At 51.2% G+C, this 13,969-nt stretch carries 16 protein-coding genes; 4 read left to right on the top strand and 12 right to left on the bottom strand.

Translation table 11 applies throughout. From position 1 onward, the window contains the following. The 4 genes from rapZ to IEW48_RS10200 all read right to left on the bottom strand — a co-directional run bounded on the left by rapZ (position 1) and on the right by IEW48_RS10200 (position 4,282). Positions 1-867, bottom strand: coding sequence for an RNase adapter RapZ (gene rapZ / locus IEW48_RS10215; RefSeq protein WP_188623669.1), 867 nt, complete (start codon positions 865-867; stop codon positions 1-3). Between the two features lie 12 nt (positions 868-879). Then, a complete protein-coding gene (locus IEW48_RS10210; protein ID WP_188623668.1) occupies positions 880-1,338 on the bottom strand; it encodes an NUDIX domain-containing protein in 459 nt (152 codons plus the stop codon). 257 nt (positions 1,339-1,595) lie between these two features. After that, entirely contained in the window at positions 1,596-2,549 is a 954-nt protein-coding gene (gene trxB, locus IEW48_RS10205) for a thioredoxin-disulfide reductase (RefSeq protein WP_188623667.1), read from the bottom strand. Positions 2,550-2,620: 71 nt separating this feature from the next. Further along, positions 2,621-4,282 (bottom strand): tetratricopeptide repeat protein, encoded by a 1,662-nt coding sequence (locus IEW48_RS10200; RefSeq protein WP_188623666.1) that lies wholly within the window; start codon positions 4,280-4,282, stop codon positions 2,621-2,623. A 106-nt stretch (positions 4,283-4,388) separates the two neighbouring features. Between IEW48_RS10200 and IEW48_RS10195 the strand changes: the two genes are divergently transcribed. The 4 genes from IEW48_RS10195 (at position 4,389) to IEW48_RS10180 (ending at position 7,084) form a co-directional block, all read left to right on the top strand. Next, the gene (locus IEW48_RS10195; protein WP_188623665.1) at positions 4,389-4,898 is read left to right on the top strand and encodes a CHASE3 domain-containing protein; all 510 of its coding nucleotides are present in this window, start codon (positions 4,389-4,391) and stop codon (positions 4,896-4,898) included. A 41-nt stretch (positions 4,899-4,939) separates the two neighbouring features. Then, a complete protein-coding gene (locus IEW48_RS10190) occupies positions 4,940-5,215 on the top strand; it encodes a hypothetical protein (RefSeq protein WP_188623664.1) in 276 nt (91 codons plus the stop codon). Between the two features lie 70 nt (positions 5,216-5,285). Beyond that, positions 5,286-5,927, top strand: coding sequence for a copper resistance CopC family protein (locus IEW48_RS10185; RefSeq protein WP_188623663.1), 642 nt, complete (start codon positions 5,286-5,288; stop codon positions 5,925-5,927). Then, positions 5,924-7,084: a CopD family protein gene (locus tag IEW48_RS10180; RefSeq protein ID WP_188623662.1), complete on the top strand. Its 1,161-nt coding sequence runs from the start codon at positions 5,924-5,926 to the stop codon at positions 7,082-7,084. Before IEW48_RS10185 ends, IEW48_RS10180 begins: the two co-directional genes overlap by 4 nt. Positions 7,085-7,202: 118 nt before the next feature. On the opposite strand, the gene hisIE is transcribed toward IEW48_RS10180, so the two are convergent. The 8 genes from hisIE to IEW48_RS10140 are packed head-to-tail and all read right to left on the bottom strand — an operon-like array spanning position 7,203 to position 13,816. Next, a complete protein-coding gene (gene hisIE / locus IEW48_RS10175) occupies positions 7,203-7,892 on the bottom strand; it encodes a bifunctional phosphoribosyl-AMP cyclohydrolase/phosphoribosyl-ATP diphosphatase HisIE (RefSeq protein ID WP_188623661.1) in 690 nt (229 codons plus the stop codon). Further along, positions 7,877-8,647: an imidazole glycerol phosphate synthase subunit HisF gene (gene hisF, locus IEW48_RS10170; protein WP_042685158.1), complete on the bottom strand. Its 771-nt coding sequence runs from the start codon at positions 8,645-8,647 to the stop codon at positions 7,877-7,879. Before hisF ends, hisIE begins: the two co-directional genes overlap by 16 nt. A 57-nt stretch (positions 8,648-8,704) precedes the next feature. Beyond that, a complete protein-coding gene (gene hisA / locus IEW48_RS10165; RefSeq protein WP_188623660.1) occupies positions 8,705-9,490 on the bottom strand; it encodes a 1-(5-phosphoribosyl)-5-[(5-phosphoribosylamino)methylideneamino]imidazole-4-carboxamide isomerase in 786 nt (261 codons plus the stop codon). Then, on the bottom strand, positions 9,487-10,125 hold the full coding sequence (gene hisH / locus IEW48_RS10160) for an imidazole glycerol phosphate synthase subunit HisH (protein WP_007504539.1): 639 nt from the start codon (positions 10,123-10,125) through the stop codon (positions 9,487-9,489). Before hisH ends, hisA begins: the two co-directional genes overlap by 4 nt. Position 10,126: 1 nt before the next feature. Continuing rightward, on the bottom strand, positions 10,127-10,729 hold the full coding sequence (hisB, locus tag IEW48_RS10155; RefSeq protein ID WP_188623659.1) for an imidazoleglycerol-phosphate dehydratase HisB: 603 nt from the start codon (positions 10,727-10,729) through the stop codon (positions 10,127-10,129). After that, on the bottom strand, positions 10,726-12,006 hold the full coding sequence (gene hisD / locus IEW48_RS10150) for a histidinol dehydrogenase (RefSeq protein ID WP_188623658.1): 1,281 nt from the start codon (positions 12,004-12,006) through the stop codon (positions 10,726-10,728). Before hisD ends, hisB begins: the two co-directional genes overlap by 4 nt. Continuing rightward, entirely contained in the window at positions 12,003-12,641 is a 639-nt protein-coding gene (gene hisG, locus IEW48_RS10145; RefSeq protein WP_188623657.1) for an ATP phosphoribosyltransferase, read from the bottom strand. Before hisG ends, hisD begins: the two co-directional genes overlap by 4 nt. Next, positions 12,638-13,816 carry an ATP phosphoribosyltransferase regulatory subunit gene (locus IEW48_RS10140; RefSeq protein WP_188623656.1) on the bottom strand — a complete coding sequence of 393 codons (1,179 nt, stop codon included), beginning with the start codon at positions 13,814-13,816 and terminating at the stop codon, positions 12,638-12,640. Before IEW48_RS10140 ends, hisG begins: the two co-directional genes overlap by 4 nt. Positions 13,817-13,969 lie beyond the last annotated feature (153 nt).

Here is a 13,969-nt window from a genome sequence, read left to right as displayed (position 1 = left end):
TTAAGATTTGTCAATATCCCGGTGGGTCACCTGGATGTGGTAATCACCGGCAAAATGGTCACGAATATGCTCAGCCAGTGCGACTGAACGGTGCTTCCCTCCGGTGCAGCCGATGGCGATGACCAGCTGGCTTTTCCCTTCCCGCTGGTAGTGGGGGAGCAAAAAAGAAAGTAACTCTATTAATTTATGCATAAATTCTTGTGTTTCGTTCCATTTCAGAACGTAATGAGACACTTCCTCGTCCAGCCCGGTCTTGGCGCGCATCTCCTCAATGTAATGGGGATTGGGCAGGAAGCGGACATCAAAAACCAAGTCGGCATCGATCGGAATGCCGTATTTGAAACCAAAGGACATCACATTCACCGTGAAGGCATGGCTGCCCTTGGAGAAGCGCTGCACAATTTTTTTACGCAATTGAGCCGGTTTTAAAGCGGAAGTATCTATAATTTGCTGGGCACGCCCTTTCAGTTCCTTCAACAGCTCCCGCTCCTGCTTGATCCCTTCCAGCGGCAACCCGTCAGGGGCAAGGGGGTGCCGGCGCCGCGTCTCCTTGTAGCGTTTGACCAGCACCTCATCACTGGCATCCAGGAACAAAATTTGATATTTAAAATGATCGTTAATCTCCATCTGGTCCAGAGCCTGAAGCAAATCATCAAAAAATTCGCGCCCCCTGAGGTCCATGACCAGTGCCACGTGATTCATCGTGGAAGCTGACTGTCCAATCAGTTCCAGAAACTTAGGCAGCAACACCGGCGGCAAGTTATCGACACAAAAGTAGCCTAGGTCTTCCAAGGCCTGAACCGCTACCGTTTTTCCTGCCCCGGACATCCCTGTAATAATAATTAATTCGATTGTTTTGGGCTGCATTTTGCCTGCCTCCTACTCATAGGAAATCAACGTATAGTCAGGGGTGTAACGAAACTTCAGAATCAGCAGTCCGCTCTCTCGTTGTTCTAAAATGTGCTCAAAATAAACTTGATCCCCCTTCGCTTTAGGCAAACGGGCTACTTCATGACGAGGCTGCCAAGCGAGCCGGCCCTCGGGAGAGTGTTTAAGCGCTTCGCCCTTATACTGATCACAGACAAAGGTAAACATCATCCATTCATCTACACGCTGTCCGTCCTCTTCAATGAGAATGGTAAACACACCTTTTAAAACAGGATCGATCAAGGTAATCCCTGTTTCTTCTTTAAACTCGCGAATAACTGCTTCGCGGATGGTTTCTCCGCTTTCCATTTTCCCGCCTGGCGCAACCCACCATCCGCGGCGGGGTTTTTGCAACAGAAGGACTTCGTCTCTCTCTCGGTCAATTAAGATACAATTGGTCACGCGTTGCACCCATGTGTCACTCCTATGTATAGTGTACCATATTAAAGCATATCACCAATGGCCCCAAAAGCCAACGATAGAGGCAAAATGTCGAGACAAAAAAAGATGGCACAGGGTGGACCTGTGCCTGGAAAGGAGAATCTATATTAAAAGGGGGTCATTACGTTACTTAGTATATCCCCCTTTTATTACATCTATATTACAAACAGGTAAAAAATCTGTTACAGTTTTAGTCAGGTTTTCCCCGCCCTTTTTCCTGCCTGGCTTCAGGCCCGGTTAGCCGCTTTCAAGCGCTCATTCAGCTCTTCCACATAATGCTGGGCACTCATAGCGGCAATGGAACCGTCGCCGGTGGCAGTGACAATTTGGCGCAGCGTCTTTTCTCTCACATCACCGGCGGCAAATATGCCGTCTACCTTGGTTCTCATCTGTTCATCCGTCACAATATAGCCGTCTTCATTAAGAATGCCTAAATCTTTGACCACATCGGTAATGGGATCCATGCCGATATAAATGAACACCCCGTCACAAGGAAACTCCCGCTCTTCCCCAGTCTGGGTATGTTTCAGGCGCACAGCGGACACTTTATCTTCGCCCAGGATTTCTTCCACTGTATGGTTCCAGATAAAATCAATTTTATCATTATCAAAAGCGCGTTGCTGCAAAATAGGCTGGGCTCTCAGTTTATCCCGCCGGTGTACGATCGTGACTTTACGGGCGAATTTAGTCAGAAAATGCCCTTCCTCAACAGCAGAATCACCGCCGCCTACAACCACCAGCTCCTTGTCTTTAAAAAAGGCTCCGTCACACACGGCACACCAGGAAACGCCGCGGCCAGTCAGGCGGTCTTCACCAGGAACCCCCAGTTTGCGGTACTGGGTTCCCGTCGCCACAATCACTGCTTTGGCCTGGTAGGTTTTGTCCCCTACAATCACTTTCTTGTACGGATCCCCGTCTTCTATGCGCGTCACATGGCCATATTCATATTTAGCCCCAAACTTCTGCGCATGTTCAAACATTTTCATGGACAATTCCGGCCCCAAAATATGATCGTATCCCGGATAATTTTCTATATCCTCCGTATTGGCCATCTGGCCTCCTGGCTGGCCCCGCTCTAAAAGCAGGGTGCTCATGTTAGCACGGGACGTGTAGACAGCAGCGGTCATACCTGCTGGTCCGGCTCCGACGATAATCACATCATAAAGCTGTTCCTCACTCATAGCATCAACACTCCTCTGTCTGGTTGTTGGCGTTTGCCGCTAGCTGAGCGCTTCGTAACCCTAATATTAGCTTAATCTTTTTTGCTGACTATGTCTAAAGAAATGCTCTCTTGCAACACTTCCACATTGCGGGACAGGGCGGAAACCGAAACTCCGTATTTATGTGCCATCTCTTTTTTCAAACAGCGATGATTGTTCATGGACATAACCACATACTCCACCGCCGCCGCCCAGGCTTCCGGCTTCCTGATCACTGGCAGGCGGGGATAGCTGAGCCGCAAAAAGTGCATCCAGACCAAATAAGCCTCTTGTAAATACCGCTCATTGCCCAGGCAGGCCATATGCTCATCGAGACAGTCGATCACTTTACACCAGTGGCCTATCCAGTGTATGGCTTCTGTTTCCTCCTCTTCAATGGCCACGCCCATTTGGCGCAACACAAACAAAGCCAGCGCTTTAAGGTATTCGGTCTCTTGAGGATCTTGCAGCAAAGCTTTTAGCGCTTTTTCCACTTCCTGGTCAGCGAACAAAGGAAGCGATTGGATGACCTGAATTTTTGTTTTCACATCCCCATGTTTCAAAGCCCAAAAAATAGACGAGCGAATCACGGGGTCGTTCATGACTGATTGGGGCAGACGGCCGTTAGCAAACCATTTATTTTTCCGCCACTGCTCAGCATAAGGCAACTGGTAATGATAAGGCAGCCTCCGCCCGTTGTGTTTTACTTCAGGACGTTTCAGCAACTCCAAATAATAGTCGGCCACTTCCCCCTGGGGATCCAATTTTTGAACCTTTTTCCAAGCCGCCTCGGCCGTCTCCCAGCGCTTGGTGTTGAAAGCAGCCACAGCCAGATAGTGATATAAAATCACCTCATCCTGCAAGCCCCGGCGGGAAAGAATGGTAAACAGCTCATAAGCCCGCTCATCTTCACCTAGAATCCCTAACGTTGTGGCCAGCTTGTAATGGTGGTCAGGATGAATGGGCAGCACCTTTTTTAGGCCGTTAATGATGGTTTGAGCCCGTTCATGTTCATCCTGATGGGTTAAAAAAACGGCTAAATTGCAGAGGGCATGCAGATTGCAAGGTTCCTCTTCTAAAATGTTGTCAATCACAGCCAGTGCTTTGTCCCATTTGCCCAGATAATAGTAGGACAGGGCCAGATTATTGCGGGCGGCAAGAAAAGAGGGGTAAGTCTCCACCATCTCTTCCAAAATTTTTGCCGCTTCCACAAACCTTCCCTGCTCCAAACAGAGGCGTGCCTGTTCATGCTGCTCAATCATCCGGTATTCTTCATCCAACTCTTTTGGTGCCCTTTCCAGCTCAAAGCAAATGTAGTCCAACAATTCTTCCGCTTCCTCGCTGTAGACACCATCCGGATCCTGTTTAAGATACTTGAGCACATAATGCTCCGCCTGTTCCATCTCCCCCATATGGGCAAAATTGTTGGCCAAGTAATAGTAGCACTCATGTATGTCTTTATCCACTTCATTAATCACTTTGAACAGCCAGTGGTTGCTTTGTTCATACTGTTCCAGTTCCGCATAAACTGCCGCAAGGTGAATCATGTACTTGGGTTGATGGGGATCACATTGGACACAACGTTGAAAATACTTTAACGCGCGCTGAAAATTGGAACGATTCATGTGACGCAAGCCGCGTTCAAAGAAGAAATCAGCGTCAAACGGTACAGCAATGATGTTGTTCTGCTTGTGAGTCTGATTGGTTTTTGACATAGTATCCCCCAAATACAAAACTGTTTGCTAAAAGTATAGCATAAATGATTTCCTTTTAATAGTTCAAGAGGCCCTTATCCCGATATAAGCCTCGTAAAAAAGGGGTTTGTTTCAATCCATTAAAGCAAAATTGTACTTTTCGTTCAGCATCGCAATTGTGGTCATGATACTGTTAGCCGTGAGCGCCTTTTATTTTTTAAACCGAACCCAGGCAGAAATCGAACAGATCCTGGACCATGATTTTCACTTGATCACCAACGCCCTCACGCTGGAAAAACTGTTGGTAGACATCGAAACAGGGGAACGGGGTTACCTTCTGACTGGCAACGAAAGCTATTTAGAACCTTACGAAAACGCTGCACAGACCATCGATCACATCTTCGAGCGGCTCCAGGCTGATGTCAGTGACCATCCGGAACAGATGAAACAACTGGAACAGATCAATCATCTTGTTCAAGTCTGGCTGGAGTGGGCTGTTCGTCCTCATATTGAAGCAAGGCAAGGACGCAGTCTGGAACAGGCCTTAAACCGCATCAACCTGGACAGCGGCCGCCAGTACATGGACCAGATCCGCCAGGAATTAGCCGCCTTTATACAGACCAAGGTGGCGATCTGACCAAACGCATTGAAGTGAACACAAATGACGAAATCGGAATTTTGGCTCAACATACCAACCAGCTTTTGGAAGGGATCGGCAACATGGTGCGTGATGTGGCTTCCGCCGCAGAAACGGTTTCGGCCAGCAGCCAGCAATTGTTGGCCTCAACCGAGGAAACAACAAAAACGATCCAGTCCATTGCCCGAACCAACGGTGAGATCGCTGAGGGAGCCGAAAAAACCACAGCCCAAATGGAAAATTCACTTAACCAGATGCGTGCTCTCAATCAGTCCAGCCAGAACGCCAGTGCCAATGCAGACCAGGTTAAAAGTTAACAAATTGATTTGTTTAGTCGGATTTGCTACAGTTAAGGTATACTGATTCACTTATGAAGGAGTGCACATGATGTTTAAAGATGTTCCCAGTAAACGATGCAGCCTGAACAGCTGCTTACGGTTGGCCCTGATGCTGACCCTGTGCGGATGTTTACTCAGCTTTGGATTTTCTGTCAACGCTCATACCCTTTTAAAAAGTTCGGCTCCCGCCGATGGAGAAACAGTGAGAGAAAGCATAGAATCCATTGTCTTAACTTTTGACTCCCAGGTTCAAGACGTCATTAAGCTGGAGCTGATGACGGAAGCTAATCACACGATCCATATAGACGAGCTACAGCATGAAGGCAGAGAAGTGACGGCCTTCTTGTCTTCCCCCTTGGATAACGGCCGCTACACGGTTAACTGGGAAATTGTCAGTGAGGACGGCCACATCACTAACGGTTCTTTTAGCTTTTCGGTCGAGGCTGAGCTGGCAGGGGCCCCTGAAGACGGGACTGCTCTAGACGAGCCTGACACAACTGAGACAAATGAAGCAATCGAAGCACCTGGAGCAGATGAACCCGTTGCTCCGGATGAGGAAGCCCCTCAGGAAAATCAAGCGTTACCCACGGAAACAGCTGAAGAAGACACGCTTCTTCCCTGGCTGGGACTGATACTGGTGGTCATTGTCATCGCCGGACTGGCCTATGTGCTGTGGAGGAAACGCTCATGACGGTCATCATCAGCAAAGGGGTCTTTTACCTTTGCTTAGCCACTTTAATGGGATATACACTACTTAGCCTGATTCCCTCAGCACGGAAGCCGGCCATCCACGTTCCGCGCTGGGTTATAGGCACATCCATCCCTTTGCTGGCCTTAACCTTATTAATTCCCATTGTTTCCTTAGCCCGCTATGTGGCTCAAGAAACGGGCGGACCGTTCTGGCCCATTTTGCACAACATCCTGTTTTCCTTTGAAATGGGCAAGGCCTGGCTGGTAATTCTGCTGCTTTTAGGCGGGCTGGCTTCACTTTATTTTTCAAGGTTGATGGAGCAGCACAAGCTCCTGCGCTACATGGCTTTCTTGCTGATGCTTGGCGTGGTTTTTGTCCAGGGCTGGGCCAGTCATCCTTCGTCAGTCGAGGGCATGCTGGGCTTTCTGGCCCAATCCTTTCATGTTCTGGCAATCAGCCTGTGGATCGGAACCCTGTTTATAGTGGTCTGGTTTACGCCCAGAGACACTCAGTGGCTTCCGTTTCTCGCTTGGTTTACACCGCTGGCGGTCAGCTGTGTGCTGATCATCATCATCACCGGTGTCACCATGATGTCCTTTATTACACCCTATTTCACTCAATCCCTTATCCTGCCCTATGGCCAGATGCTCTTGATCAAACATGTTCTTATTGTTCCTGTGTTGTTGTTTGGCCTAATCAACGGCTTTCTCTTGCGCCGCCGGCTGAATACCACTCCCTCCCTTGGGCCGCAGCGCTGGCTAAGGGCTGAAAGCGGGCTGGCCCTCGGTGTTTTTGCCGTGACGGCTTACCTGACCGAGCAAGCGCCACCACACGAAGAGGTTGCCCGGACATTTCAGTTTACCGGTGCGTCTCCCTTATTCGGTTGGTTTCACCAAGATGCCATAGATCCTGGTCAAATCTCAGTGATGTTTAGCTGGTGGTCCCTCTTCTTTGTAACCGTTGCCCTGATTTTTGCAGTGAGTACGGTGTTGGGACTGCGTCTGAAATCTGTGGCCATGTCTCTGGCCAGCGGATTGTTGGTTGCCCTTAGTTTATATTTGGCTGTAATGATGACTGTCCACATCGAACCGTCTGCTGATTTTGAAACTAATACGCCGAATGAATACATTGAATTTGGCGGATCGTTTTGCCACTGACAGTGGTTTAATCATATGCGCTTGGAAAGCAATGGTTCTGCCCTCGTTATTTCCTCCCTGAATACTGTTTTAAGTGACAAAAAAAGCGCTGGTGGTTTCCACCAACGCCAGGTTGCTTTTACTTTCCATGCCGTGCTTTTAAAACCTCCAGCACCCGGTCCAAGCCAAGCTGCTGTTCCCGTAACAGGACCAACAGATGATAGAATAAATCTGCCATTTCGTTGCGCAGCTCTTCCGAATTCCTGTTTTTGGCAGCGATGATCACTTCACTGGCCTCTTCCCCTACTTTTTTCAGGATTTTATCCAGCCCTTTTTCAAACAGATACGTAGTATAAGCACCCTCTGGACGCTCGGCATCCCGCTGGGCAATCGTTTCAATCAGCCGGGTCAGAATGGTATAATCCAGCTTGTCCGGTTGCTGGTCACCCTGCACCTTGTTGGATGACAGGGAGGTTTCGGGCTGCCCTGATAGGAAACCATCCCCTTCCAGCCCAACCTGGTCAAAACAGGAATAGGTTCCCCGGTGGCAGGCAGGGCCTGCCGGTTCCACCATAATTAGGAGCGTATCCTGATCACAGTCAACATACAGCTCTTTCACTTTTTGTTTGTGGCCTGATGTCGCTCCCTTATGCCACAGTTCCTGCCGGGAACGGCTCCAAAACCATGTTTCCCCGGTGGCGATGGTTCGCTCCAAGGCTTCCCGGTTCATATAGGCCATCATCAAAACCGTTTTGCTCTGGGCATCTTGCACGATGGCCGGAATAAGGCCCTGCTCATTAAATCTAAGCTCATCTAGATTAACGGCCATCTCACCTCAACCCCTTTTTGCTGTAATGCTTCTTTCACCTCGGCGATCGTCGTCTCCTTAAAGTGAAAAATAGACGCTGCAAGGGCCGCATCTGCTTTTCCTTCACGGAACACCGGGTAAAAATGATCCTTGGAACCGGCTCCACCTGAAGCAATGACAGGAATGCCCACTTGCTCGGAAATATGTCTGGTCAGGGCGATGTTAAACCCCGTTTTTTCACCGTCAGCATCCATGCTGGTCAACAGAATCTCTCCGGCGCCAAGCTGTTCCGCTTCCTTGGCCCAGTCCAAGGCCGTTTTGTCCACCCGGTTACGGCCGCCGTGGGTATACACATACCAATCGCCGGCCTCTTCATCCCACTTGGCATCAATCGCCACCACAATGCATTGCGAACCAAAAAAATCGGCCCCTTGCTTAATCAAGGACGGGTTGTTCAAAGCAGCCGTATTGACAGAAACCTTATCCGCCCCCGCCCGGAGAATGCGTTTCATATCTTCCAGGCTGTTGATGCCGCCACCCACAGTAAAAGGAATAGAGATCGTAGCTGCCGTTTTCTCTACCACATCCACCATGGTTTGGCGTCCTTCATGGGAAGCGGAAATATCCAGAAAAACCAGTTCATCGGCCCCTTCCTGATCGTAAAAACGGGCCAGCTCCACAGGATCCCCCGCATCCCGCAATCCTTTAAACTGCACCCCTTTCACCACCCGGCCGTCCTTAACGTCCAAACAAGGGATGATCCGCTTCGTTAACATGTACCCTCCCCCTTTGCCTTCCAGCATCTTCTCCTGCTCCATCTGTCAGCCAAATGTTTATGCTCCTCTGACGGCTTGCAACGCTTCTTGAAGCGTGAAAACCCCCTGATACAAGGCCTTGCCAATAATCGCGCCAGCCACACCATGTTCAGCTTGCGCCTCTAGAGTGCGCAAATCATCGAGGCTAGAGATGCCTCCGGAGGCAATCACTTCTGCCCCGGACGTCCGGGCTAAACGGACAGTCGCTTCCACATTGGGGCCGGATAAGGTGCCGTCCTTGCTGATATCGGTAAAAATAAAGGTTTGAGCGCCTTGGTCAACCAGGCGCAGGGCCACTTCTTCTGCTTTAGTGGCGGACGATTCCAGCCATCCTTCGGTGGCCACATATCCATCCCGGGCATCAAGGCCAATGACAATCCGTTTGCCAAAAGCAGCCAGAGCTTCATACACAAACTGGGGGTTTTTAATGGCCGACGTGCCCAGAATCACGCGCTGGATGCCGCCCTTTAAGTACATCTCCACCTGGGCCATGGAACGGATTCCGCCACCCACTTGCACCGTCACATTGTGGGAGCGGGCGATATCCAAAATGAGGTCCTGGTTGCGTGGCTCACCAGCCTTCGCCCCGTCCAAATCGACCACATGCAGCCACTCGGCCCCCTGTTCCACCCACTTGGCGGCCATCTCCAGGGGAGAACCGTACACCGTCTCCTGATGATAATCCCCTTTTAAGAGGCGCACACATTGACCACCGCGGATATCAATGGCCGGGTATAAGGTAAACTTCTGTGGAACCGGTGAGTGGATGGGCTGTAAGGTGTCTGCTGAGAGATTATTGTTCATCCTGCTTTCACCCCTGTGCACAAGCGGCAAAAATTGACGAGGAGCGCCATCCCTGTCGGCCCGCTTTTTTCTGGATGAAACTGCGTGCCCAGCACATTGGCCCGGCCCACAATGGCCGGCACCCGCTCAAAGTAGAGCGCCGAAGCGATGAGATCCTCTTCCGCCAGCTCCGTCACATAATAGGAGTGGACAAAATAGGTATAACCGCCCTTCACACCCTCCAAGACCGGATGATCCGGCTGATGCAGCTTTAAGCGGTTCCAGCCCATATGCGGCACCTTATACCGTTCGCCTTGTGCCGTTTTTCCTGGAAAGCGGCAGACACGCCCCTTCAACAAAGACAGGCCCTTATGGATGCCGCCTTCTTCACTCTCTTCAAACAACAGCTGCATCCCTAAACAGATGCCCAGCAAGGGCTTCCCTTCCTGTACCAGATGACAAATGGCAGAGTCCAATCCCAACCGCTGAAGTTCTTTCATGGCATCAGGAAAAGCCCCCACACCCGGTAAGATCAGGCCGTCCGCTTGCTGGAGATCTTCCTTGTCACTGGTCACCTTATAGTCATAGCCGATCCGTTCCAAAGCTTTCGACACACTGTGCAAATTGCCCATTCCATAGTCGATAACGGCCAGCATGTTACAGCATTCCTTTCGTCGAAGGGATTCCTTTGACCCGCGGATCCAGGCGGGTCGCCTCGTCCAAAGCCCGTCCCAGCGCTTTGAAAATGGCTTCGATCATATGATGGGTATTAGAACCGTAGTGCAAGATGACATGGAGATTCATGCGCGCTTCCAGAGCCAGTTTCCACAAAAACTCATGCACCAGTTCGGTATCAAAGCGGCCCACCTGGGCCTGGGGAAACTGGGCCCTGAATTCCAGATGGGGACGGTTGCTTAAATCAATGGCCACTTGGGCCAGGGACTCATCCATGGGCACAAGCGCCTGGCCATAGCGTTTGATGCCCTGCTTGTCTCCTAATGCTTCCTTCAGCGCCTGCCCCAGGCAAATGCCCACGTCCTCCACCGTATGATGGGCGTCTATTTCAATGTCTCCCTTAGCCTTCACCTCCAGGTCAAACAAACCATGCTTGGCAAACAGGTCCAGCATGTGATCCATGAAAGGGACACCGGTCTGGATGTTGCTCATCCCTTCCCCATCAATGGTGAAGGAGAGGGTAATATCCGTCTCAGTAGTGGTGCGTCTGAGTGAAGCTTGCCGTTGTTGGGATCCTGAACTCATTTACCTTCCTCTCCTTCCCGGCGATAGTCAATGGCCCTGGCATGGGCATCCAGCCCCTCATACTGAGCCAGGCGGATCACATGGTCTTGATCGCGCCTGAAGGCGTGTTCGCTATAGTGAATCAGGCTGCTTTTCTTCACAAAATCATCCACGCTGAGCGGGGAAGAAAAGCGGGCCGTGCCGTTGGTGGGCAAAACGTGGTTGGGGCCGGCAAAATAATCCCCAACCGGTTCGGAACTGTAAGTCCCCAGAAAAATGGCACCGGCATGCTTAATCTTGCCCAAGAGCGCATAAGGCTCCTTCACCATCAACTGCAAATGCTCTGGAGCCAGGGCATTGACCACGTCAACAGCCTCATCCAAATCCTTTGTAACGTAGATGGCCCCCTGTCCTTCCATTGCCGCACGGGCGATCTCAGCCCGGGGCAGCGTTTCCAGCTGTCTGTTTACCTCATCCTGCACCGCCTGGGCCAAACGGCGGGACGGAGTCACGCAGATGGCACAGGCCAGGGGATCATGCTCCGCTTGGGATAAAAGATCGGCCGCCACATAGACGGGATTCTGTTCTTCGTCAGCCAACACCAGAATATCGCTGGGGCCGGCCAGCATATCAATGCCGGTGATGCCAAACACTTCCCGTTTGGCCAGGGCCACATAGATATTGCCCGGCCCGACGATCTTATCTACAGGCGCAATGGATTCCGTGCCATAAGCAAGGGCGGCAATGGCCTGAGCTCCTCCCACTTTGTACACCTTCTCAATTCCCAACAGGTCAGCTGCTACCAGCACACCTGAAGATACTTTTCCCTCACTGGAGGGCGGGGTGGTGATCACAATCTCTTTCACACCAGCCACTTGGGCGGGAATGACGGTCATCAACACGGAAGAGGGGTAGGCAGCTGTTCCTCCAGGGACATAAGCCCCCACACGTTCCAAGGGGCGGATCAATTGCCCGAGTACAGTGCCATCTTCCTGTGTCAACATCCAGGAAGAACGCCTTTGTTGTTCATGGAAACGGCGGATGTTGGCGATCGCTGCCTCAAGGGAGGCGATGACATCCTTCTCCACTTCCCGGTAGGCCTCTTCAAATTCTTGCCGGGTCACTTCCAGCTGATCGAGGCGGGCACCGTCAAATCTTTCCGTGAGGCGGAATAAAGCTTCATCTCCCTCTTGTTTCACCTGCCTGATAATGTCCACTACCGCCTGCCGCTGTTGTTCGGTGCCCGTGTCAATGCTGCGGCGCAGTCTGTTCACATCAAAGCGGTCGATGATTTTCATCGCACTCCTTCTCCCTTCACAACCCGTTCCAGACGTCTGATCAATTCTTCAATCTGGGCATTCTTCATCCGGTAGCTAACCCGGTTGGCAATCAACCGGGAAGTGATATCCATCATTTTTTCCAGCTCCACCAGCCCATTCTCTCTGAGTGTCCGCCCTGTTGAGACAATATCCACAATCCGGTCAGCCAGGCCGACAATGGGAGCCAGCTCAATGGAACCATTCAATTTAATCACTTCTACTTGCTGCCCCTTCTCCCGAAAGTACTGGCTGGCCAGACGGGGATACTTGGTGGCCACCTTAGGATACATCACCGGCTGCCAATCAGGCAGGGCGGCAATAGCCAGATGGCAATGACTAATGTTTAAATCCAGCAGTTCATACACATCCCGCTCTTCTTCCAAAAGCACATCTTTGCCCACAACCCCCACATCGGCCGTTCCGTACTCCACATAAGTGGGGACATCGGACGGTTTGGCCAGAATAAAGGACATGTTGGCCTCTTTAGCCTCCACGATCAATTTGCGGGAATCGTCTAAGTCCCGGGGTAAGGGATATCCCGCCTGGCGAAATAATTCTACCGCCTCTTCCAAGATCCGTCCTTTGGGCATGGCAATACGCAGCATCCCGGTCATACCGCCCCACCTCCCTGTTCCAGGCGGACCCACTCATCAAAGCGTCTGGCAGCCTCCTTAAGCTCTCCACTGTCCTCCGCCAAACGGTGCAGGGTAACCTGTTCCCCTTTTTGCCGGCGCTCACGGGCCAGGTGCACCGCTTGCTCCCGCTCGCGGGAAGTATAGGTGATCAGCACCCGCCGGGGTTGTGCCGGAAGAGAAAGACGGCTCGTCTCGATGATCCGGTCCACCTTTAGGGTAAAACCGGTTGCCGGTGCGGGACGGCCAAACTGGCCCACCAGGTGGTCATAGCGGCCGCCGCTGCCCAACGGAAAACCGAGCCCGCTGGCATAGATTTCAAAGAACACACCTGTATAGTAGGCCCTGTGGCTCAGCAGGCTTAAGTCAAACAGAAGATGACTGGTGACGCCGTATAGTTCCAGGCAAGTCCACAGCTCCTCCAGTTCATGGAAGGCCTGTTTCACCTTTGTTCCGCTGACCGCTTCTTTCGCCTGCTGGAGTTGTATCATATCTCCCCGCCAGTACAGCAGAGAAAGGAGCAAGGCTTTTTCCCCATCCGTAAACGGCCCCTTCTCCACCTGTGTGCGGTAACCCACATAATCTTTTTGATGGAGACAGGCCCTGAGCGTTTTGGCCCGTGCTTCGTCCATCACTTCGGCAAATAAAGCATTCAACAAACCAATATGGCCGATAGCCAGTTTAAAGGAGGGGATCTCCACCGCTTGTACCGCTTCAATGGCCAAGGCGATGACCTCCGCATCAGCATCCGGCGCCTCTTCCCCGATCAGTTCAATGCCCACCTCGGGAAATTCGGCATTCCGCCCTGCTTCCTTCTCCTGCGCCCGATAGACATGCCCCTGGTAAGACAGGCGGATAGGAAAAGGTTCTTCTTTTAAAATAGAGGACACGACCCGGGCAATAGGCGCCGTGAAATCAGGGCGCAGGACTAAGGTTCGCCCCGAGCGGTCCAGGAGTTTAAACATCTTTTTCTCAATCGTGGGACTGACCCCACCCACTGTATCAAAGTATTCTAACGTCGGGGTTTCAATTTGGGCATATCCCCAACGTTCAAAGACGCGCTGAATGGTTTGGACCACTTGCTGTTTTTGCTTGACCAGATCAGGCAATACATCGCGCATACCCAGCGGTTTCTCAAAGACAAAAGGTTTCGACACCTTGATCACTCCAACTTAACAAGTTCCGCTTTCGAAGCACTTTAACTTGGTAGCAAACTAAAGTATTGGGGTATATGTGTTTGAGTCTATCACGCCTTTGCCGTCCGGTCAATAGGTTAATTCTTTCCTCGACAATCTTGGCGTTCATCTTGT

The sequence above is a fragment of the Caldalkalibacillus thermarum genome, assembly GCF_014644735.1.
In the GTDB taxonomy this organism is placed as follows: Bacteria; Bacillota; Bacilli; order Caldalkalibacillales; family Caldalkalibacillaceae; genus Caldalkalibacillus; species Caldalkalibacillus thermarum.
The sequence above is the reverse complement of the archived record's forward strand: the minus strand, read 5'-3'. Positions and strand labels throughout refer to the sequence as shown.

Bases quoted from the DNA above. Each gene is read 5' to 3' on its own strand.
- rapZ (WP_188623669.1), bottom strand. From the start codon at position 867: ATGCAGCCCAAAACAATCGAATTAATTATTATTACAGGGATGTCCGGG.
- trxB (WP_188623667.1), bottom strand. From the start codon at position 2,549: ATGAGTGAGGAACAGCTTTATGATGTGATTATCGTCGGAGCCGGACCA.
- IEW48_RS10200 (WP_188623666.1), bottom strand. From the start codon at position 4,282: ATGTCAAAAACCAATCAGACTCACAAGCAGAACAACATCATTGCTGTA.
- IEW48_RS10185 (WP_188623663.1), top strand. From the start codon at position 5,286: ATGTTTAAAGATGTTCCCAGTAAACGATGCAGCCTGAACAGCTGCTTA.
- IEW48_RS10180 (WP_188623662.1), top strand. From the start codon at position 5,924: ATGACGGTCATCATCAGCAAAGGGGTCTTTTACCTTTGCTTAGCCACT.
- hisIE (WP_188623661.1), bottom strand. From the start codon at position 7,892: ATGGCCGTTAATCTAGATGAGCTTAGATTTAATGAGCAGGGCCTTATT.
- hisF (WP_042685158.1), bottom strand. From the start codon at position 8,647: ATGTTAACGAAGCGGATCATCCCTTGTTTGGACGTTAAGGACGGCCGG.
- hisA (WP_188623660.1), bottom strand. From the start codon at position 9,490: ATGAACAATAATCTCTCAGCAGACACCTTACAGCCCATCCACTCACCG.
- hisH (WP_007504539.1), bottom strand. From the start codon at position 10,125: ATGCTGGCCGTTATCGACTATGGAATGGGCAATTTGCACAGTGTGTCG.
- hisB (WP_188623659.1), bottom strand. From the start codon at position 10,729: ATGAGTTCAGGATCCCAACAACGGCAAGCTTCACTCAGACGCACCACT.
- hisD (WP_188623658.1), bottom strand. From the start codon at position 12,006: ATGAAAATCATCGACCGCTTTGATGTGAACAGACTGCGCCGCAGCATT.
- hisG (WP_188623657.1), bottom strand. From the start codon at position 12,641: ATGACCGGGATGCTGCGTATTGCCATGCCCAAAGGACGGATCTTGGAA.